The organism is Vibrio kyushuensis (assembly GCF_050337325.1).
Taxonomy (GTDB): domain Bacteria; phylum Pseudomonadota; class Gammaproteobacteria; order Enterobacterales; family Vibrionaceae; genus Vibrio; species Vibrio kyushuensis.
Map to the genome: position 1 here is coordinate 116,859 of NZ_JAKJSV010000007.1, position 18,341 is coordinate 135,199.

The following is an 18,341-nucleotide window of genomic DNA, read 5'->3' on the forward strand; positions in this document are numbered from 1 at the left end:
TAAAATCTTACGATTTTTGTATCGATGTAAGATAAAGCTCACATTGTCATTGCTTGGCTGTGTCGATTTCTTTAAGCCGTTTAAACCTGATTGGTTAACTGGTATCCTGTACGCCTTAAATTTCTTTAACTAAGAGTAACATTCATGTCTGAAGTAAAATTCGAAACTGTTGAGCAAAAAGCAAGCTACGGTATTGGTCTACAAATGGGTCAACAACTAGCAGGTAGTGGTCTAGAAGGTCTTAACGTTGACGCTATCGCTGCTGGTATTGCTACAGCTCTAACTGGTGACATGCCAGCTATTGAGATTGATGAAATCAACAACGCTCTTCAAGAACTACACACTCGCGCTGAAGGCGCACGCGCTGAAGCTGCTAAAGCGGCATCTGCTGACAGTGAAGTATTCCTAGCTGACAACGCTCTACGTTCAGAAGTAACGGTTCTTGAGTCTGGTCTACAATACGAAATCCTTACTGAAGGTACTGGTGAAGTACCAACTTCAGATAAGCAAGTACGTGTTCACTACCACGGTGAGCTAACTGACGGTACTGTATTCGACAGCTCTGTATCTCGTGGCGAACCTGCTGAGTTCCCAGTAACTGGCGTAATCAAAGGTTGGGTTGAAGCTCTTCAACTAATGCCTGTAGGTTCTAAGTGGAAACTATACATCCCACAAGATCTTGCATACGGTGAGCGTGGCGCTGGCGCTGCAATCCCACCATTTGCTGCACTAGTATTTGAAGTTGAGCTTCTAGCGATTCTTTAATCTATAGCATCTACTACCGCTTACGGTAGAGTAGATATTAAAAAGGTTAGCTAATTAGCTAACCTTTTTTGTGCCCAAAATTTACCGCAATAATATGTGATTATCAATAACAGTAAATGACAGGCACAAAAAAGCCGAGCTTTCGCTCGGCTTTTTAAGTTCATTCGAACTTTTACTCAGCTGCTTCTTCTGCTACTGGGCGATCTACAAGCTCAATGTAAGCCATTGGAGCTTTATCACCAGTACGGAAACCAGCTTTTAGGATACGAGTGTAACCGCCTTGGCGGGTAGCAAAACGTGGACCTAGTTCGTTGAACAGTTTTGCAACTACTTCGTTATCACGAGTACGTGCAAATGCTAAACGACGGTTAGCAACGCTATCCGTTTTAGCTAGCGTAATCAAAGGCTCAACGACGCGGCGAAGCTCTTTTGCTTTTGGCAAAGTAGTCTTGATAACTTCATGACTAACTAGAGAGCATGCCATATTGCTAAACATCGCTTTACGATGTGAGCTGTTGCGGTTGAGTTGACGACCACTCTTACGATGGCGCATGACCTAATCCTTCTAACTAATATCGATTAATCTTCAGCGATAGACGCTGGCGGCCAATTTTCTAGGCGCATGCCCAGAGAAAGACCACGTGATGCAAGTACGTCTTTAATCTCTGTAAGAGATTTTTTACCAAGGTTAGGCGTTTTAAGTAGCTCAACCTCAGTACGCTGTACAAGATCACCGATGTAGTGAATCGCTTCTGCTTTCAAACAGTTAGCAGAGCGAACTGTTAGTTCAAGATCGTCTACAGGACGAAGTAGGATAGGATCGAATTCTGGCTTCTCTTCCTTCTCCTCAGGAACACGTACATCACGAAGATCTACGAATGCATCCAGTTGTTCAGCTAAAATTGTAGCTGCACGACGGATAGCTTCCTCAGGTTCAAGAGTACCGTTCGTTTCCATATCGATAACAAGTTTGTCCAAGTCAGTACGTTGTTCAACACGTGCCGCTTCAACAGAGTAGGCAATTTTGTCTACTGGGCTGTATGTAGCGTCAACGAGTAAACGACCAATTGGACGCTCATCTTCTTCGGTATGAATGCGAGCGGAAGCTGGAACATAACCACGACCACGTTCAACTTTGATACGCATAGCGATCTCAGCGTTGTCATCCGTTAGGTGACAAATAACGTGTTCAGGATTTACGACCTCTACATCACCATCATGGGTGATGTCACCTGCAACCACAGGGCCTGAGCCTGATTTATTCAGTGTTATAAACACTTCATCTTTGCCTTCAGCAACGCGAACAGCTAGACCTTTCAGGTTAAGAAGAATCTCAAGGATATCTTCTTGTACACCTTCTTTGGTACTGTATTCGTGTAATACGCCTTCAATCTCAACTTCTGTTACAGCACAACCTGGCATAGAAGATAGAAGAATGCGGCGAAGAGCATTACCTAGAGTGTGGCCAAAACCACGCTCTAACGGCTCAAGAGTTACTTTTGCGTGTGTCGTGTTGATCTGTTCGATGTCAACAAGACGTGGCTTAAGAAATTCTGTTACAGAACCCTGCATTGTGTCCTCTCTTTATTTTAAACCTTACTTAGAGTAAAGCTCGACGATCAATTGTTCGTTGATGTCAGCTGATAGGTCAGAACGCTCAGGCATACGCTTGAATGTACCTTCCATTTGGCCAGCATCTACTTCAATCCAAGTTGGTTTCTCACGTTGTCCAGCTACTTCTAGAGCAGCAGTTACACGAGCTTGCTTTTTAGCTTTCTCGCGAATTGAAACAACGTCGTTAGCCGCAACTTTGAACGAAGGAACGTTTACAACGTTTCCGTTAACTAGGATAGCTTTATGGCTAACTAGTTGACGAGATTCAGCACGAGTAGCGCCAAAGCCCATACGGTAAACTACGTTGTCTAGACGACCTTCTAGAAGCTGAAGTAGGTTTGCACCTGTGTTGCCTTTAAGGCGAGCAGCTTCTTTGTAGTAGTTACGGAATTGTTTTTCTAGAACGCCGTAGATACGACGAACTTTTTGCTTCTCACGAAGCTGAACGCCATACTCAGATAGACGACCGCGACGAGCGCCGTGTACACCTGGTGCGTTATCAATTTTACACTTGGTATCGATCGCACGTACACCAGACTTAAGAAATAAGTCAGTGCCTTCGCGACGGCTAAGCTTAAGCTTAGGGCCCAAATATCTTGCCATGATTCTTCTCCAATATTCCTAAAAACGAAACTTAAACGCGACGTTTCTTAGGTGGACGACAACCGTTATGAGGGATTGGCGTAGCATCAACAATGTTTGTGATGCGGTAACCAGCAGCGTTCAGTGCGCGAACAGTAGATTCACGACCTGGACCTGGACCCTTAACCATAACTTCCAAGTTCTTAAGACCGTATTCTTTAGCCATTTCAGCACAACGTTCAGCAGCAACTTGTGCAGCGAACGGAGTAGATTTACGAGAACCGCGGAAACCAGAACCACCAGCAGTAGCCCAAGCAAGAGCATTGCCTTGGCGATCTGTGATAGTTACGATTGTATTATTAAAAGAAGCATGAATGTGCGCTACGCCATCAGCTACTTGCTTGCGTACGCGCTTACGCGCGCGAGTTGGTTGTTTTGCCATTGTACTCTACCTTATCCGACTATTTCTTGATCGGCTTGCGCGGACCCTTACGGGTGCGAGCGTTGGTTTTAGTACGCTGTCCACGTAGTGGTAGACTGCGACGATGACGAAGACCGCGGTAACAGCCAAGGTCCATAAGACGCTTGATGTTCATCGATACTTCACGACGTAGATCACCTTCTACAGTGTATTTAGCTACACCATCACGCAGTTGATCGATCTGTTCTTCAGTTAGTTCACTGATCTTAACATCTTCAGCAATACCTGACTCAGCTAGGATAGCTTGAGAGCGGGTTTTACCGATGCCGTAAATTGCTGTTAAAGCGATTACAGCGTGTTTTTGATCAGGAATGTTAATGCCAGCTATACGGGCCACTATTCACTCCTAGTACTTTGATAAAGAATTATCCGCAGCAGAGCCCGTGAGGATACGCTGCGGCATACTACTTCTTTTGCACGCAAAAGGTAGGCCGAGGAATATACTCGACACTACCTAGTTTTACAAGTAAAAAATTCTGCTAATTAGCCTTGGCGTTGTTTATGCTTTGGCTCACTGCAAATCACGCGAACGACACCGTTACGCTTGATAACTTTACAGTTACGGCAGATTCTTTTAACGGAAGCACGAACTTTCATTGCTAAACTCCGTAAATGAAATCTTCAGTCTACCGTCGATTTAACGACCGTAGCCCTTCAGATTTGCTTTTTTCAACACAGAATCATACTGTTGTGACATCAGATGAGTCTGTACCTGTGCCATAAAGTCCATGATAACTACCACTACGATTAGTAGTGATGTGCCGCCGAAGTAGAAACGTACGTTCCACGCGACCATCATGAACTCAGGAATCAGACAAATAAAGGTAATGTATAACGCACCCGCGAGGGTTAAACGCGTCATTACTTTATCAATATATTTTGCTGTCTGCTCACCTGGGCGGATACCGGGTACGAATGCACCAGACTTCTTCAAATTATCTGCTGTTTCACGGGGATTGAAAACCAATGCCGTGTAAAAGAAACAGAAGAAAATTATCGCTGCTGCATAAAGCATTACGTACAAAGGCTGACCTGGACTAAGAGCCAAAGACACATCAGTTAACCAACCGAATGCGCTGCTCTCGCCATTTTGACCAAACCATTGTGCTAATGTTCCTGGGAACAAAATGATGCTTGATGCAAAAATCGCTGGTATTACACCTGCCATATTAATCTTAAGTGGCAAGTGAGAACTTTGCGCTGCAAAAACTTTACGACCTTGTTGACGCTTTGCATAGTTAACGACGATACGACGTTGACCACGCTCCATGAAAACTACGAAGTAAATAACAGCAAAAGATAATACTGCAATTAACAATAGAAGAAGTACGTGCAATTCACCTTGACGCGCTTGCTCAATTGTTTGTCCGATTGCCGAAGGCAACCCAGCAACAATACCTGCAAATATTAGTATCGAAATACCATTACCAATTCCACGCTCTGTAATTTGTTCACCTAACCACATCAAAAACATGGTGCCGGTTACTAAACTTACGGTAGCAATTAGCGTAAACATGGTTTGGTTGATAACAACCAGATTATCGACCATGTTTGGAAGGCCAGTTGCAATACCTATGCCTTGGAATGTTGCAAGTACAAGCGTGCCATAACGCGTATATTGGCTTATCTTACGACGGCCTGCTTCACCCTCTTTCTTGAGTTCGGCTAACGCTGGATGAACTACAGTTAGCAATTGGACAACAATAGATGCCGAAATATACGGCATGATGCCCAACGCTAATATAGATGCACGCTCAAGAGCACCACCGGAGAACATGTTAAACATCTCTACGATGGTACCTTTTTGCTGATCGAACAAATCGGCAAGTACAGCTGCGTCAATACCAGGAATCGGCACAAAAGAGCCGGCTCGGAATACTAAAAGTGCACCAATTACGAATAATAAGCGCGACTTTAGTTCACTTAAGCCGCTCTGAGCACTACGAAAATCTTGTCCTGGTTTCTTAGCCATCTGTACCTCGTTCCTCGAGATTATTCCTCGATTTTACCGCCTGCAGCTTCGATTGCAGCTTTAGCGCCTTTAGTCACGCGTAGACCTTTAACAGTTACCGCTTTACCAATTTCACCAGAAAGAACGATTTTTGCAAATTCGATGTTCTTAGTGATGATGTTAGCAGCTTTAAGGCTGTTAAGATCAACAACGTCACCAGTTACTTTCGCTAGTTCACCTAGACGAACTTCAGCAGACACTAGGCTCTTACGAGAAGTGAAACCGAATTTTGGTAGACGTTGTTTCAAAGGCATTTGACCGCCTTCAAAACCTGGACGAACAGAGCCGCCAGAACGTGACTTTTGACCTTTGTGACCACGGCCACCTGTTTTACCAGTGCCAGAACCGATACCACGACCTACACGCTTCTTAGAAGGTTTAGAGCCAGCAGCCGGTGATAGAGTATTCAAACGCATTCTGATTACTCCTCAATCTTAACCATGTAGTAAACCTTGTTGATCATACCGCGTGTACACGGAGTATCTTCAAGTTCTACTGTATGGTTGATGCGACGAAGGCCTAAACCCTTTAAGCACGCTTTGTGCTTAGGTAGGCGACCAATTGAGCTTTTAGTTTGAGTTACTTTAATAGTTGCCATTGTGTTCTACTCCGAAATACTTTCAACAGTTAGACCACGCTTAGCAGCAACCATTTCTGGCGACTTAACATCTACTAGACCAGCAACAGTTGCGCGAACAACGTTGATTGGGTTTGTAGAACCGTACGCTTTCGCAAGTACGTTATGTACACCAGCAACTTCAAGCACTGCACGCATAGCACCACCGGCGATAACACCAGTACCTTCTGCTGCAGGTTGCATGTAAACTTTAGAGCCCGAGTGACGACCTTTCACCGCGTGGTGAAGAGTGCCTTCGTTAAGTGCGATAGTAACCATGTTACGACGCGCTTTTTCCATTGCTTTTTGAATCGCAGCTGGTACTTCACGTGCTTTGCCGTAACCGAAACCAATGCGACCATTACCGTCACCAACTACTGTTAGTGCAGTGAAGCTCATGATTCGACCACCTTTAACCGTCTTAGAAACACGGTTAACTGCGATTAGCTTTTCTTGCAAATCACTAGCTTGTTGTTGTTCTTTAGCCATCTTCCAACCCTACCTTAGAATTTCAGACCAGCTTCGCGAGCAGAATCTGCTAGCGCCGCTACTCGACCGTGGTATTGGAAACCAGAACGATCAAATGCAACTGAAGCTACGCCTTTTTCAAGAGCGCGCTCAGCAATAATTTTACCTACTGCTTTAGCTGCATCGATGTTACCAGTATTCGTAATTTGCTCACGGACCGCTTTTTCTACTGTAGATGCTGCAGCAATAACTTCAGATCCATTAGATGCGATAACCTGAGCATACACGTGACGAGGAGTACGGTGTATTACTAGGCGAGTTGCACCCAGTTCTGCAATCTTACGACGTGCGCGTGTAGCACGACGGATGCGAGATGCTTTCTTATCCATAGTGTTACCTTACTTCTTCTTAGCTTCTTTAGTACGCACGATTTCATCGGCGTAACGAACACCCTTGCCTTTATAAGGCTCAGGTTCACGATAAGAACGAATATCAGCCGCAACTTGACCTACTAGTTGCTTGTCGCAACCAGTAATAACGATCTCAGTTTGACTAGGACATTCAGCCTTAATACCTTCTGGAAGAGCATGCTCTACCGGATGGGAGAAGCCAAGGGTTAGGCCTACAGAGTTGCCTTTCATAGCAGCACGGTAACCTACACCTTTAAGAGTTAGCTTCTTAGTGAAGCCTACAGTAACACCAACAACCATGTTGTTAACTAGTGCACGAGCAGTACCTGCTTGTGCCCAAGCTTTAGAAACACCTTCGCGTGGACCGAAAGTTAGGTTGTTTTCTTCCTGTGCGATAACTACAGCGTTGTTTAGAACGCGAGTCAGCTCACCCTTACCACCTTTTACAGTGATTTCTTGGCCATTTAGTTTCACCTCTACGCCAGCTGGAATAGCGACAGGTGCTTTAGCAACACGAGACATAGTCTACTCCTTAAGCGACGTAACAGATGATTTCACCACCAAGACCGGCTTTACGTGCAGCGCGATCGGTCATAAGACCTTTGGAAGTGGAAACTACAGCAACACCAAGGCCACCCATCACTGACGGAAGCGAGTCTTTATTCTTGTAGACGCGCAGGCCAGGACGTGAAACACGTTGGATTTGCTCAATTACTGGTTTAGCTTGGAAGTACTTAAGAGTAACTTCTAGCTCTGGTTTTGCTTCGCTGTTTACAGCGAAATCAGCAACGTAACCTTCAGCTTTCAGTAGTGCAGCAATTGCAACTTTAAGCTTTGAAGAAGGCATTGTAACAGCAACTTTATTTGCTGCCTGACCGTTACGTACTCGGGTCAGCATATCCGAGATCGGATCTTGCATGCTCATAAGATTTACTCCAAATGATTAAGTGGCAATTACCAGCTAGCCTTACGAAGACCCGGAATCTCGCCTTTCATGCAAGCTTCACGAACCTTAATACGGCTTAGACCGAACTTACGCAGGAAACCGTGTGGACGACCAGTTTGGTTGCAACGGTTGCGCTGACGAGATGCACTTGAATCACGTGGAAGAGATTGCAATTTAAGAACTGCATTCCAACGATCTTCTTCTGATGCGTTTACATCGCTAATGATAACTTTTAACGCAGAACGCTTAGTAGCGAACTGAGCAACAAGTTTTGCACGTTTAGCTTCACGTGCTTTCATTGATTGTTTAGCCATAACAGTAACCCTTCACCTTACTTACGGAATGGGAAGTTAAATGCAGTCAGCAGAGCGCGCCCTTCCTCATCGGATTTAGCAGTTGTCGTGATAGTAATATCAAGACCACGTACTCGATCTACTTTATCGTAGTCGATTTCCGGGAAGATGATTTGCTCGCGAACGCCCATGCTGTAGTTACCGCGTCCGTCAAAAGACTTAGCGCTAACACCACGGAAGTCACGTACACGCGGAAGAGCAATTGAGATTAAACGCTCAAGAAACTCCCACATACGCTCGCCACGTAAGGTTACTTTACAACCAATTGGGTAGCCTTCACGAATTTTGAAACCTGCAACAGATTTACGCGCTTTAGTGATAAGTGGCTTTTGACCAGAGATCGTTGCCATATCAGCAGCTGCGTTTTCAAGCAGTTTCTTATCGTTGATTGCTTCACCAACGCCCATGTTTAGGGTGATTTTATCAATCCTAGGGACTTGCATGACGCTTGAGTAGCTGAACTCTTTGGTAAGCTCAGCGACTACAGACGACTTGTAGTAATCATGCAGTTTCGCCATAGTAGAACTCCAAATTACATTCTAATTAGTTAGAAACGATTTCGCCGTTAGACTTAAAGAAACGAACTTTCTTACCATCTTCAATGCGGAAACCGATACGGTCTGCTTTACCAGTAGCCGTGTTAAAGACTGCAACGTTAGAAGCATCAATAGCTGCTTCTTGTTCAACGATGCCACCTTGTTGACCTAGAGCCGGTACAGGCTTTTGGTGTTTTTTAACAAGGTTGATACCTTCAACGATTAGTTTACCAGTAACCAGAACCTTAGTTACTTTACCTTTCTTGCCTTTATCTTTACCAGCAAGAACGATTACTTCGTCATTACGACGGATTTTAGCTGCCATGTTGCCGCTCCTTACAGAACTTCTGGTGCAAGTGACACAATTTTCATGAATTTCGCATTACGAAGTTCACGAGTCACAGGACCAAAGATACGTGTGCCGACTGGTTGCTCAGTAGTGTCATTCAACAGTACGCAAGCATTTCGGTCGAAGCGAATGACAGAACCGTCTGGACGACGAACGCCTTTACGAGTGCGCACGACCACCGCTTTCAGAACGTCACCTTTCTTAACTTTACCGCGAGGAATTGCTTCCTTAACAGTAACTTTAATGACGTCTCCGATATGTGCATAACGGCGATGTGAACCACCCAGGACCTTAATACACATTACTCTACGAGCGCCGGAGTTATCCGCAGCCTCGAGTGTACTTTGCATTTGGATCATGTTAGTGCTCCGCTAAATATTAATACTAGACCCTCTCGGGTCGGGCTCCCCCTATATGAGGGACGCGAATTGTACCACCCTTTCTTTCGATTGGATAGACAAAAAACAAGCGGCCCCAAAAATAGTCTGGAGCCGCTTGATAATCAAAGAAAAATTGAAATTAACCTTTCGCTTTTTCTAGGATTGATACCAATGTCCAAGACTTAGTCTTAGACAGAGGACGACACTCAGCGATCTCAACTTTGTCGCCTAGGCCACAAGTGTTGTTCTCGTCGTGTGCGTGTACTTTAGTCGTGCGCTTAGTGTACTTACCGTAAATCGGGTGTTTCACTGTGCGTTCGATAGCAACAACGATAGACTTGTCCATCTTGTCACTAATAACACGACCTTGCTGGGTACGTTTCTGTTCGCTCATTATGCGCCTGCCTTTTCAGTCAAAACAGTTTTCACACGTGCGATGTCACGGCGTACAGCTTTAAGAGTATGAGTTTGCTGTAGTTGACCAGTTGCAGCTTGCATGCGCAAGTTAAACTGTTCACGTAGCAATTCTAATAGCTCAGCATTAAGCTCTTCAACGTTTTTCTCGCGTAGATCTTGTGCTTTCATCACATCACCTGCTTAGTTACAAATGTAGTTTTGAACGGCAGTTTGCGAGCCGCAAGACGGAACGCTTCACGAGCCAATTCTTCAGGTACACCGTCCATTTCGTACATAACCTTTCCAGGTTGGATTTGGGCAACCCAGTACGCAACTGAACCTTTACCTTTACCCTGACGAACTTCAAGTGGTTTTTCAGTGATAGGCTTGTCTGGGAACACACGGATCCAGATTTTACCTTGACGCTTAACGTGACGCGTCATTGCACGACGTGCCGCTTCAATTTGACGAGCAGTCAGACGACCACGGCCAACAGCTTTAAGACCAAATGTGCCGAAGCTTACATCTGTGCCTTTAGCTAGACCACGGTTGCGACCAGTCATAACCTTGCGGAACTTAGTACGTTTAGGTTGTAGCATCTGTCGACTCCTTACTTACGGCCTTTACGCTGCTTCTTAGGCTTGTCGCCTTTTGGCTCAACAGCGTTAGCTGCTGGCATACCACCTAGAATCTCACCTTTGAAGATCCAAGTTTTAATGCCGATCACACCGTATTGGGTGTGAGCCGAAGAAGTTGCATAATCAATGTCTGCACGTAGAGTGTGTAGAGGCACACGGCCTTCACGGTACCACTCAGCACGTGCGATTTCAGCGCCGCCAAGACGACCGCTTACTTGCACTTTGATGCCTTTAGCGCCTAGACGCATAGCATTCTGTACCGCGCGCTTCATAGCACGACGGAACATTACGCGACGCTCTAGTTGAGACGCGATGCTATCACCCACAAGTTGAGCATCAAGCTCAGGCTTACGTACTTCAGCGATGTTAATTTGCGCTGGTACACCTGCGATTTTAGCTACAGCTGCGCGTAGTTTTTCTACGTCTTCACCTTTCTTACCGATTACTACGCCTGGACGAGCAGTGTGAATAGTCACACGAATACTCTTAGCAGGACGCTCGATAACGATACGTGATAGAGATGCTTTTTTCAGTTCTTTAGTTAAGAACTGACGTACCTTGAAGTCGCCGTCTAGGTTGTCAGCGAAATCTTTGGTATTAGCAAACCATGTAGCATTCCAAGGCTTTACAATGCCAAGACGAATGCCATTAGGATGTACTTTCTGACCCATTGCTTACTCTCCTAGTCTAGCGATCAGCTACAACAATACTGATGTGGCTTGAACGCTTCAAGATACGATCCGCACGACCTTTAGCACGAGGCATAATACGCTTCATGATAGGGCCTTCGTCTACGAAGATTTTAGCGACATTTAGATCGTCGATATCTGCACCTTCGTTGTGTTCCGCGTTAGCGATTGCTGATTCAAGAACTTTCTTAATTAGTTCAGCAGCTTTTTTGTTGCTGAACGTTAAGATTTCTAGAGCCTGATCAACAGATTTACCGCGAATTTGGTCTGCAACTAAGCGAGCTTTCTGAGGCGAAATGCGAGCAAAGTTATGTTTAGCTAGTGCTTCCATCATCTACTCCTAACGCTTCTTAGCTTTCTTATCTGCAGCGTGGCCGCGATAAGTACGTGTTGGTGCGAATTCGCCCAGTTTGTGACCGATCATTTCTTCGGTAACAAATACTGGTACGTGCTGACGACCATTATGGACAGCGATGGTCAAACCAATCATTGTTGGGATGATCATTGAGCGACGGGACCAAGTCTTAATAGGCTTTTTGTCTCCGCTTTCCACCGCTTTCTCTACCTTCTTCAGCAAGTGTAGGTCAATAAAAGGACCTTTCTTGAGAGAACGTGGCATGGCGATTCCTCTTTATAGATTATTTAGTGCGACGACGTACAATGTACTTGTCGGTGCGTTTGTTTTTACGAGTCTTGAAGCCTTTGGTAGGTTGGCCCCATGGTGAAACTGGGTGACGACCGCCAGATGTGCGACCTTCACCACCACCGTGTGGGTGATCAACCGGGTTCATTACCACACCGCGAACGGTTGGACGAACACCACGCCAGCGACTAGCACCAGCTTTACCTAATTCACGTAGCATATGCTCAGAGTTACCAACTTCACCGACCGTTGCACGGCCTTCAGAAAGTACTTTGCGCATTTCGCCAGAACGTAGACGGATAGTTACGTATGCACCGTCGCGAGCGACGATTTGAGCATAAGCACCAGCCGAACGAGCTAGCTGTGCACCTTTACCAGGCTTAAGTTCAACACAGTGTACAGTAGAACCTACTGGAATGTTGCGCATCGGCAGAGTGTTACCTGCTTTGATTGGCGCATCAGCACCAGATTGAATCTGGTCACCTGCGTTAACACCTTTAGGTGCGATAATGTAACGACGCTCACCGTCTGCGTACAGAACTAGAGCGATGTTAGCGCTACGGTTTGGATCGTATTCTAGACGCTCAACTTTCGCTGGAATACCGTCTTTAGTACGTTTGAAGTCAACTACACGGTAATGGTGTTTATGACCACCACCGATGTGACGTACTGTAATACGACCGTTGTTATTACGACCACCATTCTTAGAGTTTTTCTCTAGAAGTGGTGCGTATGGCTTACCCTTGTGTAGGTCAGCGTTAACAACTTTAACAACGTGACGACGACCAGGGGAAGTCGGCTTACATTTAACAATAGCCATTTTTAACTACTCCTGTTACTCAGCACCGCCAACGAAGTCAAGATCTTGACCTTCGTTCAAGGTTACGTACGCTTTCTTAACGTCGCTGCGGCGACCTTGGCGTAGTCCTTGACGTTTGGTCTTACCCTTAGTAATAAGAGTATTTACAGACTTAACTTCAACTTCAAATAGCTTCTCTACAGCTGCTTTGATCTCTTTCTTAGTTGCATCGATAGATACTTTGAAAACGATAGTGTTCGCTTTCTCAGCAGCCATAGTTGCTTTTTCAGAGATATGTGGAGCACGTAGAACTTTTAGTAGACGCTCTTCAGTGATCATGCTAGAAGCTCCTCAACTTGCTTAACTGCTTCAGCAGTTATTAGAACCTTGTCGAAAGCGATTAGGCTTGCTGGATCAATACCAGCTACGTCACGCGCATCAACTTTATATAGGTTACGAGCAGCTAAGAATAGATTCTCATCTACTTCGGCAGTCACAATAAGAACATCACTTAACTCAAGTTCATTAAGTTTAGCTACTAGTTCTTTTGTCTTTGGTGCTTCTACTGAGAAGTTATCAACAACGATTAAACGCTCTTGACGAACAAGCTCAGAAAGAATGCTTTTCATAGCACCGCGGTACATTTTTTTGTTTACTTTTTGGCTGTGATCTTGTGGTTTCGCAGCAAAAGTAACACCACCTGTACGCCAGATTGGGCTACGAATTGTACCAGCACGCGCACGGCCAGTACCTTTTTGACGCCATGGCTTAGCACCACCGCCAGAAACTTCTGAACGCGTCTTTTGAGCACGAGTACCTTGACGAGCACCTGCTGCAAATGCAACAACTACTTGGTGAACAAGGGCTTCGTTGAACTCACGTCCGAAAGTAGTTTCGGAAACAGTTAGTGCATCAGCACCTTTAACCATCAATTCCATTACTTACTCCTAGACGTTATGCTTTAATAGCTGGTTTTACGATCACGTTGCCACCTGTTGAGCCCGGAACCGCACCTTTAATAAGGAGAAGATTGCGCTCAGCGTCAACACGTACGATCTCTAGGTTTTGAGTCGTTACACGCTCAGCACCCATGTGACCTGCCATTTTTTTGCCTTTGAATACGCGACCTGGAGTTTGACATTGGCCAATTGAACCCGGTGCACGGTGAGACAAAGAGTTACCGTGAGTCATATCTTGAGTAGAGAAATTCCAACGCTTGATAGCGCCTTGGAAGCCTTTACCTTTAGAAGTACCAGTAACGTCTACTTTCTTAATTTCATTGAATAGTTCTACGTTTAGCTCAGCGCCAACTTCAAACTCTTCTCCGTTTTCTAAACGGAATTCCCAAAGACCACGACCAGCTTCAACACCTGCTTTCGCAAAGTGACCAGCTTCTGGCTTAGATACGCGGTTAGCTTTCTTAGTTCCAGCTGTTACTTGGATTGCTGCGTAGCCGTCGTTCTCAATAGTACGTACTTGAGAAACACGGTTAGCTTCAACTTCAACAACAGTTACTGGGATAGAAACGCCTTCTTCGGTAAATACGCGGGTCATACCCACTTTACGTCCGACTAGACCAATCATTATTCTAATCTCCCTTAACCTAGGCTGATTTGTACATCAACGCCTGCAGCAAGATCTAAACGCATTAGAGCATCAACAGTTTTATCTGTTGGCTCAACGATGTCGATCAAACGCTTGTGAGTACGAATTTCGTACTGGTCACGTGCATCTTTGTTGACGTGTGGAGAGACAAGAACAGTGAAACGCTCTTTACGAGTAGGTAGTGGAATAGGACCACGAACCTGTGCGCCGGTACGCTTTGCTGTTTCTACGATTTCCGCAGTAGAAGCATCGATTAACTTGTAATCAAATGCTTTAAGGCGGATTCGGATACGTTGGTTCTGCATGAGACAGAGCTCCAATAATTAAATATTACACAAACAATATCGCCACTCAAGCTCGTTAAGACGAGAGAATGCCGATTGATTTATGTGAAACCGTAGCATCCAAGATTAGGACGCATTGTCAGTTAATTTTCGATTAACTAGCCCCGTAGACAAAGTCACCTTTGGTACAGTTATTCTTTAAAAATAGATAGTTAATTGTATTAACTGCGAACATAAGCTGAGTCTACATTACCTAACTAATCTAACGAAAAGTTAGCTCCTCGACGCTCATTGGTTCACAACTGGCTTAACCAGTGCGGTGCATTATACAGATCACAGTTTCACTTGCAAGGGGTGTTTGAATATTAATCGAAAGGGGGCAACAACAAAGAGGCGTAGAGGATAAACGAGGATGGTAAGAAGATGAAAAGAGGGTTACGTGGCCTCTTTTCATCTTATCTTTACAAATTAAGCTAAGCGCTGACGAACCGCTTCAAACAAGCAAATGCCCGAAGCGACCGATACGTTCAGACTTGATACGCTACCGGCCATTGGGATTTTGATCAGATCATCACAAGTTTCACGGGTTAGACGACGCATGCCATCCCCTTCCGCTCCCATAACAATGGCAAGTGGGCCAGCCAGCTTAGCTTGATAAATATCATGAGTTGCTTCGCCCGCGGTGCCAACAAACCAAATGCCCTGCTCTTGCAGTGCTCGCATTGTACGCGCTAGATTAGTTACTCGTACTAGTGGAACCGTTTCAGCAGCGCCACAAGCAACTTTACTTACTGTTGCACTTAACGGAGCAGATCTGTCCTTAGGGACAATCACCGCTGCCGCGCCAGCTGCATCTGCATTTCGTAAACACGCGCCAAGGTTGTGTGGATCAGTCACACCATCAAGAACCAATAGTAGCGGTTGTTCATGTTGCGCTAAAATCGCATCAAGATCTTGTTCATTGAGTTGCTTAGCTGCTTTAACTTTCGCAATCAGCCCTTGGTGATTCGCACCTTGAGCTTTGTCATCTAATGCTTTACGACCCATCTGCTGAATAGAAACGCCACAAACGTTCAGCTCATTCAGTAGTGGCAACATACGATCATCTTGGCGTCCTTTTAATACATACGCTTCAATTAATCTTGCAGGGTCTTTCTCTAGCACCGCTTTGACAGCATGAATGCCATAAATAAATTCGTTACTCATTATATAATCCAGTACTTACTTTTTAGCGCGGGGTTTATCTGTGCCTACGCGAGGTTTTTTCTTACGGCCTTTAGCCTTACTCTTTTTCTTTTCGCCCTTGTTCGAAGTATCTTCATTACTACCATCAGGGCGTTTGGTTGGTTCGACCATCGCTTGAGCTTTAGCGCCCGGCTTTCTACCTTTACTAGAGCTGCGACGTTTATTCTTCGCTTTCTCTTGAGCTTCGGCTGCACGCTTTTTGGTTGTTTTGCCTTTACCACGTACTTTACGTTCAGTACCAACCAGCTCAAAGTCAATTTGGCGGCTGTCTAAGTTAACGGCTTTAACTGTCACTTTTACTGAATCGCCTAAGCGATAAATCATACCGCCACTTTCACCAACAAGGCGTTGCCCCATTGCATCAAATTGGTAATAGTCATTCGCGAGTGAAGAGATATGTACTAGACCATCAATATGAAGCTCTGTTAAGCGAACAAAGAAACCGAAGCCAGTGACATTAGCAATCACACCATCCATCTCTTCGCCAACATGATCCTGCATGTATTCACATTTAAGCCAATCATTCACTTCACGAGTGGCATCATCAGCACGACGCTCTGTCATTGAACATTGCTCGCCGTAAAAGTCCATGTCATCAAATGAGTAGTGGTAACCACCCGTTGGTGTCCAGCGATCGGTATTACGCCCTTCGCCTTTTGCGATCAGGTATTTGATTGCACGGTGCAGCAGTAGATCTGGGTAACGACGTATCGGCGAGGTAAAGTGCGCATAACGCTTGAGCGCTAGACCAAAGTGACCACAGTTATCCGCATTGTAAACGGCCTGCTTCATCGAACGCAGCAACATGGTTTGAATCAGCTCTTTATCTTCACGCTCACCGATTTGATGCATTAATTCTGCGTAGTCGGTTGGCGATGGTTGTAACCCACCATTTAAGGTTAAGCCTAGCTCGCTAAGGAAGCTCTTAAATCCAGTAAGGCGCTCTTCTCCTGGAGTTTCGTGAATACGGTATAACGCCGCTTCTTTCGCTTTCTCAACCAGAGAGGCGGAAGCGATATTGGCTAAAATCATACACTCTTCGATGATCTTATGTGCGTCGTTACGAATCACAGGTTCAATACGGTCAATCTTACGATCCGCATTGAAAACAAATTTGGTTTCAACCGTTTCAAATTCAATCGCACCACGCTTATCACGCGTTTGCTTAAGAATTTTATACATCTTATGAAGCTCTTCTAAGTGAGGAACTGCTTTCTCATAACGCTGGCGGAGCTCTTCATCGCCATCAAGAATCGAACCTACTTTATTATAAGTAAGACGAGCATGAGAGTTCATCACCGCTTCATAATGCTTGTAACCCGACAGCTTACCGCTTGCTGAGATGGTCATTTCACAAACCATACACAAACGATCCACTTGTGGATTCAACGAACACAAACCGTTCGATAGCACTTCCGGTAGCATAGGGACAACTTGAGATGGGAAGTAAACCGAGTTACCGCGGTTAATGGCTTCTTTGTCTAGAGCAGTATCCGTGCGAACGTAATAACTTACATCAGCAATCGCTACCCAAAGACGCCAACCACCACCTTTCTTCGCTTCACAGTAAACAGCATCATCAAAATCGCGAGCATCTTCACCATCGATGGTGACTAATGGCAAATCACGAAGATCGACACGATCTTGCTTTGCTTCTTCAGGCACGTGCTCGCCTAAGTTAGCAATCTGTTTATCAACAGCATCAGGCCATACATTTGGAATTTGATGAGTACGAATCGCTATTTGCGTTTCCATACCAGGTGCCATACTTTCGCCAAGTACTTCCGTTACTTTACCCATCATGCCACGGCTACGTGTGCCACGGTCTGTCAGTTCAATCACCACGACGTTACCCATTCGAGCGCCACCTTTGTGATCGTTCGGGATAAGAATATCTTGAGTAATACGCGAGTCATCAGTTACGACAAACGAGTGGCCGTACTCTAGAAAGAAGCGGCCAACGAGTGGTGTTTTACGCTCTTCTAATACTCGAACCAAACGCCCCTCTTTTCGGCCACGTTTGTCTGTGCCTGCTGGCTGAACTAAAACGAGATCGCCGTGGATAATATGACGCATCTGGTGATGTGGTAGCAGTACATCATTGTCTTTACCGATGCTGCCTTCTGGTCTCACCCAACCAAAGCCATCTTTATGACCAATCACTAAACCTTTAACAAGTTCTAGTTTTTCAGGTAACGCGTAACATTGACGGCGAGTAAAGATAAGCTGACCATCTCGCTCCATGGCACGAAGACGGCGGCGAAGCCCTTCGTATTGCTCTTCCCCTTGCAACTTTAGCGCTTCAAACAAGTCGTTACGGTTCATAGGCACGTTGGCCTCTCTTAAGAACTCAATAATAAACTCTCGACTTGGCACTGGGTTTTCATAGTTCTTTGATTCACGATCGGCAAACGGATCGTTATTGATTTTTTCTGACATATACTCGCCTACTGAAGCAAGGAGGGATTAACTTTAGTATATCTGACTCCCAAGCCAAGCTACAGAATTGCTTTTAAGATAAAGAAACAAAA

Annotated in this window: 31 protein-coding genes; 1 reads left to right on the forward strand and 30 read right to left on the reverse strand. The window is 45.2% G+C overall.

All coding sequences use genetic code 11. From position 1 onward, the window contains the following. Positions 1-144 precede the first annotated feature (144 nt). The gene (bamJ, locus tag L4D20_RS16245; protein ID WP_428802649.1) at positions 145-765 is read left to right on the forward strand and encodes a BamJ family beta-barrel-assembly machinery protein; all 621 of its coding nucleotides are present in this window, start codon (positions 145-147) and stop codon (positions 763-765) included. A 172-nt stretch (positions 766-937) separates the two neighbouring features. On the opposite strand, the gene rplQ is transcribed toward bamJ, so the two are convergent. From rplQ to rnr, 30 genes are all read right to left on the reverse strand, one after another. Continuing rightward, positions 938-1,318: a 50S ribosomal protein L17 gene (rplQ, locus tag L4D20_RS16250; RefSeq protein ID WP_428802650.1), complete on the reverse strand. Its 381-nt coding sequence runs from the start codon at positions 1,316-1,318 to the stop codon at positions 938-940. A gap of 26 nt (positions 1,319-1,344) precedes the next feature. Beyond that, complete coding sequence (locus tag L4D20_RS16255) at positions 1,345-2,337, reverse strand: DNA-directed RNA polymerase subunit alpha (protein WP_017036062.1); 993 nt, start codon at positions 2,335-2,337, stop codon at positions 1,345-1,347. A gap of 24 nt (positions 2,338-2,361) precedes the next feature. Further along, positions 2,362-2,982: a 30S ribosomal protein S4 gene (gene rpsD / locus L4D20_RS16260; RefSeq protein WP_428802651.1), complete on the reverse strand. Its 621-nt coding sequence runs from the start codon at positions 2,980-2,982 to the stop codon at positions 2,362-2,364. Positions 2,983-3,013: 31 nt separating this feature from the next. Continuing rightward, positions 3,014-3,403, reverse strand: a complete 390-nt coding sequence (gene rpsK, locus L4D20_RS16265) for a 30S ribosomal protein S11 (protein WP_005597095.1) — start codon at positions 3,401-3,403, stop codon at positions 3,014-3,016. Between the two features lie 19 nt (positions 3,404-3,422). Next, positions 3,423-3,779: a 30S ribosomal protein S13 gene (gene rpsM, locus L4D20_RS16270; protein WP_428802652.1), complete on the reverse strand. Its 357-nt coding sequence runs from the start codon at positions 3,777-3,779 to the stop codon at positions 3,423-3,425. 146 nt (positions 3,780-3,925) lie between these two features. After that, on the reverse strand, positions 3,926-4,039 hold the full coding sequence (gene rpmJ, locus L4D20_RS16275) for a 50S ribosomal protein L36 (protein ID WP_082768678.1): 114 nt from the start codon (positions 4,037-4,039) through the stop codon (positions 3,926-3,928). 40 nt (positions 4,040-4,079) lie between these two features. Continuing rightward, positions 4,080-5,414: a preprotein translocase subunit SecY gene (secY, locus tag L4D20_RS16280; RefSeq protein WP_017036064.1), complete on the reverse strand. Its 1,335-nt coding sequence runs from the start codon at positions 5,412-5,414 to the stop codon at positions 4,080-4,082. Positions 5,415-5,434: 20 nt separating this feature from the next. Then, a complete protein-coding gene (rplO, locus tag L4D20_RS16285) occupies positions 5,435-5,869 on the reverse strand; it encodes a 50S ribosomal protein L15 (protein ID WP_428802653.1) in 435 nt (144 codons plus the stop codon). Positions 5,870-5,874: 5 nt separating this feature from the next. Continuing rightward, positions 5,875-6,051, reverse strand: a complete 177-nt coding sequence (rpmD, locus tag L4D20_RS16290; RefSeq protein ID WP_017036066.1) for a 50S ribosomal protein L30 — start codon at positions 6,049-6,051, stop codon at positions 5,875-5,877. A 6-nt stretch (positions 6,052-6,057) separates the two neighbouring features. Continuing rightward, positions 6,058-6,558: a 30S ribosomal protein S5 gene (gene rpsE, locus L4D20_RS16295; protein WP_017036067.1), complete on the reverse strand. Its 501-nt coding sequence runs from the start codon at positions 6,556-6,558 to the stop codon at positions 6,058-6,060. 14 nt (positions 6,559-6,572) lie between these two features. Next, positions 6,573-6,926, reverse strand: coding sequence for a 50S ribosomal protein L18 (rplR, locus tag L4D20_RS16300; protein ID WP_428802654.1), 354 nt, complete (start codon positions 6,924-6,926; stop codon positions 6,573-6,575). A gap of 9 nt (positions 6,927-6,935) precedes the next feature. Continuing rightward, positions 6,936-7,469, reverse strand: coding sequence for a 50S ribosomal protein L6 (gene rplF / locus L4D20_RS16305; protein ID WP_428802655.1), 534 nt, complete (start codon positions 7,467-7,469; stop codon positions 6,936-6,938). A 10-nt stretch (positions 7,470-7,479) separates the two neighbouring features. After that, positions 7,480-7,872, reverse strand: a complete 393-nt coding sequence (gene rpsH, locus L4D20_RS16310) for a 30S ribosomal protein S8 (RefSeq protein ID WP_428802656.1) — start codon at positions 7,870-7,872, stop codon at positions 7,480-7,482. Between the two features lie 29 nt (positions 7,873-7,901). After that, entirely contained in the window at positions 7,902-8,207 is a 306-nt protein-coding gene (gene rpsN / locus L4D20_RS16315) for a 30S ribosomal protein S14 (RefSeq protein WP_428802657.1), read from the reverse strand. 17 nt (positions 8,208-8,224) lie between these two features. Beyond that, entirely contained in the window at positions 8,225-8,764 is a 540-nt protein-coding gene (rplE, locus tag L4D20_RS16320) for a 50S ribosomal protein L5 (protein ID WP_428802658.1), read from the reverse strand. A 25-nt stretch (positions 8,765-8,789) separates the two neighbouring features. Next, positions 8,790-9,107 (reverse strand): 50S ribosomal protein L24, encoded by a 318-nt coding sequence (gene rplX / locus L4D20_RS16325; protein WP_428802659.1) that lies wholly within the window; start codon positions 9,105-9,107, stop codon positions 8,790-8,792. A gap of 11 nt (positions 9,108-9,118) precedes the next feature. Beyond that, a complete protein-coding gene (gene rplN, locus L4D20_RS16330) occupies positions 9,119-9,490 on the reverse strand; it encodes a 50S ribosomal protein L14 (RefSeq protein WP_248008227.1) in 372 nt (123 codons plus the stop codon). 160 nt (positions 9,491-9,650) lie between these two features. Continuing rightward, positions 9,651-9,905 carry a 30S ribosomal protein S17 gene (gene rpsQ, locus L4D20_RS16335; protein WP_428802660.1) on the reverse strand — a complete coding sequence of 85 codons (255 nt, stop codon included), beginning with the start codon at positions 9,903-9,905 and terminating at the stop codon, positions 9,651-9,653. Next, positions 9,905-10,096: a 50S ribosomal protein L29 gene (gene rpmC, locus L4D20_RS16340; RefSeq protein ID WP_017036076.1), complete on the reverse strand. Its 192-nt coding sequence runs from the start codon at positions 10,094-10,096 to the stop codon at positions 9,905-9,907. Before rpmC ends, rpsQ begins: the two co-directional genes overlap by 1 nt. Beyond that, positions 10,096-10,506 (reverse strand): 50S ribosomal protein L16, encoded by a 411-nt coding sequence (rplP, locus tag L4D20_RS16345; protein WP_248008229.1) that lies wholly within the window; start codon positions 10,504-10,506, stop codon positions 10,096-10,098. Before rplP ends, rpmC begins: the two co-directional genes overlap by 1 nt. Before the next feature lie 11 nt (positions 10,507-10,517). Beyond that, the gene (gene rpsC / locus L4D20_RS16350; RefSeq protein ID WP_428802661.1) at positions 10,518-11,216 is read right to left on the reverse strand and encodes a 30S ribosomal protein S3; all 699 of its coding nucleotides are present in this window, start codon (positions 11,214-11,216) and stop codon (positions 10,518-10,520) included. Between the two features lie 16 nt (positions 11,217-11,232). Continuing rightward, positions 11,233-11,565: a 50S ribosomal protein L22 gene (gene rplV, locus L4D20_RS16355; protein ID WP_290324412.1), complete on the reverse strand. Its 333-nt coding sequence runs from the start codon at positions 11,563-11,565 to the stop codon at positions 11,233-11,235. A gap of 9 nt (positions 11,566-11,574) precedes the next feature. Next, a complete protein-coding gene (gene rpsS, locus L4D20_RS16360) occupies positions 11,575-11,853 on the reverse strand; it encodes a 30S ribosomal protein S19 (protein WP_005435078.1) in 279 nt (92 codons plus the stop codon). A 19-nt stretch (positions 11,854-11,872) separates the two neighbouring features. Then, positions 11,873-12,697, reverse strand: a complete 825-nt coding sequence (gene rplB, locus L4D20_RS16365) for a 50S ribosomal protein L2 (protein ID WP_428802662.1) — start codon at positions 12,695-12,697, stop codon at positions 11,873-11,875. A 15-nt stretch (positions 12,698-12,712) separates the two neighbouring features. After that, positions 12,713-13,015, reverse strand: a complete 303-nt coding sequence (gene rplW, locus L4D20_RS16370; protein WP_017036081.1) for a 50S ribosomal protein L23 — start codon at positions 13,013-13,015, stop codon at positions 12,713-12,715. Further along, positions 13,012-13,614 carry a 50S ribosomal protein L4 gene (rplD, locus tag L4D20_RS16375; RefSeq protein WP_017036082.1) on the reverse strand — a complete coding sequence of 201 codons (603 nt, stop codon included), beginning with the start codon at positions 13,612-13,614 and terminating at the stop codon, positions 13,012-13,014. The genes rplW and rplD overlap by 4 nt, the downstream gene beginning before the upstream one ends. 16 nt (positions 13,615-13,630) lie before the next feature. Beyond that, positions 13,631-14,260 (reverse strand): 50S ribosomal protein L3, encoded by a 630-nt coding sequence (gene rplC, locus L4D20_RS16380; RefSeq protein ID WP_017036083.1) that lies wholly within the window; start codon positions 14,258-14,260, stop codon positions 13,631-13,633. A gap of 14 nt (positions 14,261-14,274) precedes the next feature. Next, positions 14,275-14,586, reverse strand: a complete 312-nt coding sequence (gene rpsJ, locus L4D20_RS16385) for a 30S ribosomal protein S10 (RefSeq protein ID WP_102406620.1) — start codon at positions 14,584-14,586, stop codon at positions 14,275-14,277. Between the two features lie 447 nt (positions 14,587-15,033). After that, positions 15,034-15,771 (reverse strand): 23S rRNA (guanosine(2251)-2'-O)-methyltransferase RlmB, encoded by a 738-nt coding sequence (gene rlmB, locus L4D20_RS16390; RefSeq protein WP_428802663.1) that lies wholly within the window; start codon positions 15,769-15,771, stop codon positions 15,034-15,036. A gap of 15 nt (positions 15,772-15,786) precedes the next feature. After that, positions 15,787-18,249 carry a ribonuclease R gene (gene rnr / locus L4D20_RS16395; RefSeq protein WP_428802664.1) on the reverse strand — a complete coding sequence of 821 codons (2,463 nt, stop codon included), beginning with the start codon at positions 18,247-18,249 and terminating at the stop codon, positions 15,787-15,789. Positions 18,250-18,341: the final 92 nt, after the last annotated feature.

Excerpts from the sequence above, each read along its gene's own strand:
- bamJ (WP_428802649.1), top strand. The coding sequence starts at position 145 with ATGTCTGAAGTAAAATTCGAAACTGTTGAGCAAAAAGCAAGCTACGGT.
- rplQ (WP_428802650.1), bottom strand. The coding sequence starts at position 1,318 with ATGCGCCATCGTAAGAGTGGTCGTCAACTCAACCGCAACAGCTCACAT.
- L4D20_RS16255 (WP_017036062.1), bottom strand. The coding sequence starts at position 2,337 with ATGCAGGGTTCTGTAACAGAATTTCTTAAGCCACGTCTTGTTGACATC.
- rpsD (WP_428802651.1), bottom strand. The coding sequence starts at position 2,982 with ATGGCAAGATATTTGGGCCCTAAGCTTAAGCTTAGCCGTCGCGAAGGC.
- rpsK (WP_005597095.1), bottom strand. The coding sequence starts at position 3,403 with ATGGCAAAACAACCAACTCGCGCGCGTAAGCGCGTACGCAAGCAAGTA.
- rpmJ (WP_082768678.1), bottom strand. The coding sequence starts at position 4,039 with ATGAAAGTTCGTGCTTCCGTTAAAAGAATCTGCCGTAACTGTAAAGTT.
- secY (WP_017036064.1), bottom strand. The coding sequence starts at position 5,414 with ATGGCTAAGAAACCAGGACAAGATTTTCGTAGTGCTCAGAGCGGCTTA.
- rplO (WP_428802653.1), bottom strand. The coding sequence starts at position 5,869 with ATGCGTTTGAATACTCTATCACCGGCTGCTGGCTCTAAACCTTCTAAG.
- rpmD (WP_017036066.1), bottom strand. The coding sequence starts at position 6,051 with ATGGCAACTATTAAAGTAACTCAAACTAAAAGCTCAATTGGTCGCCTA.
- rpsE (WP_017036067.1), bottom strand. The coding sequence starts at position 6,558 with ATGGCTAAAGAACAACAACAAGCTAGTGATTTGCAAGAAAAGCTAATC.
- rplR (WP_428802654.1), bottom strand. The coding sequence starts at position 6,926 with ATGGATAAGAAAGCATCTCGCATCCGTCGTGCTACACGCGCACGTCGT.
- rplF (WP_428802655.1), bottom strand. The coding sequence starts at position 7,469 with ATGTCTCGTGTTGCTAAAGCACCTGTCGCTATTCCAGCTGGCGTAGAG.
- rpsH (WP_428802656.1), bottom strand. The coding sequence starts at position 7,872 with ATGAGCATGCAAGATCCGATCTCGGATATGCTGACCCGAGTACGTAAC.
- rpsN (WP_428802657.1), bottom strand. The coding sequence starts at position 8,207 with ATGGCTAAACAATCAATGAAAGCACGTGAAGCTAAACGTGCAAAACTT.
- rplE (WP_428802658.1), bottom strand. The coding sequence starts at position 8,764 with ATGGCGAAACTGCATGATTACTACAAGTCGTCTGTAGTCGCTGAGCTT.
- rplX (WP_428802659.1), bottom strand. The coding sequence starts at position 9,107 with ATGGCAGCTAAAATCCGTCGTAATGACGAAGTAATCGTTCTTGCTGGT.
- rplN (WP_248008227.1), bottom strand. The coding sequence starts at position 9,490 with ATGATCCAAATGCAAAGTACACTCGAGGCTGCGGATAACTCCGGCGCT.
- rpsQ (WP_428802660.1), bottom strand. The coding sequence starts at position 9,905 with ATGAGCGAACAGAAACGTACCCAGCAAGGTCGTGTTATTAGTGACAAG.
- rpmC (WP_017036076.1), bottom strand. The coding sequence starts at position 10,096 with ATGAAAGCACAAGATCTACGCGAGAAAAACGTTGAAGAGCTTAATGCT.
- rplP (WP_248008229.1), bottom strand. The coding sequence starts at position 10,506 with ATGCTACAACCTAAACGTACTAAGTTCCGCAAGGTTATGACTGGTCGC.
- rpsC (WP_428802661.1), bottom strand. The coding sequence starts at position 11,216 with ATGGGTCAGAAAGTACATCCTAATGGCATTCGTCTTGGCATTGTAAAG.
- rplV (WP_290324412.1), bottom strand. The coding sequence starts at position 11,565 with ATGGAAGCACTAGCTAAACATAACTTTGCTCGCATTTCGCCTCAGAAA.
- rpsS (WP_005435078.1), bottom strand. The coding sequence starts at position 11,853 with ATGCCACGTTCTCTCAAGAAAGGTCCTTTTATTGACCTACACTTGCTG.
- rplB (WP_428802662.1), bottom strand. The coding sequence starts at position 12,697 with ATGGCTATTGTTAAATGTAAGCCGACTTCCCCTGGTCGTCGTCACGTT.
- rplW (WP_017036081.1), bottom strand. The coding sequence starts at position 13,015 with ATGATCACTGAAGAGCGTCTACTAAAAGTTCTACGTGCTCCACATATC.
- rplD (WP_017036082.1), bottom strand. The coding sequence starts at position 13,614 with ATGGAATTGATGGTTAAAGGTGCTGATGCACTAACTGTTTCCGAAACT.
- rplC (WP_017036083.1), bottom strand. The coding sequence starts at position 14,260 with ATGATTGGTCTAGTCGGACGTAAAGTGGGTATGACCCGCGTATTTACC.
- rpsJ (WP_102406620.1), bottom strand. The coding sequence starts at position 14,586 with ATGCAGAACCAACGTATCCGAATCCGCCTTAAAGCATTTGATTACAAG.
- rlmB (WP_428802663.1), bottom strand. The coding sequence starts at position 15,771 with ATGAGTAACGAATTTATTTATGGCATTCATGCTGTCAAAGCGGTGCTA.
- rnr (WP_428802664.1), bottom strand. The coding sequence starts at position 18,249 with ATGTCAGAAAAAATCAATAACGATCCGTTTGCCGATCGTGAATCAAAG.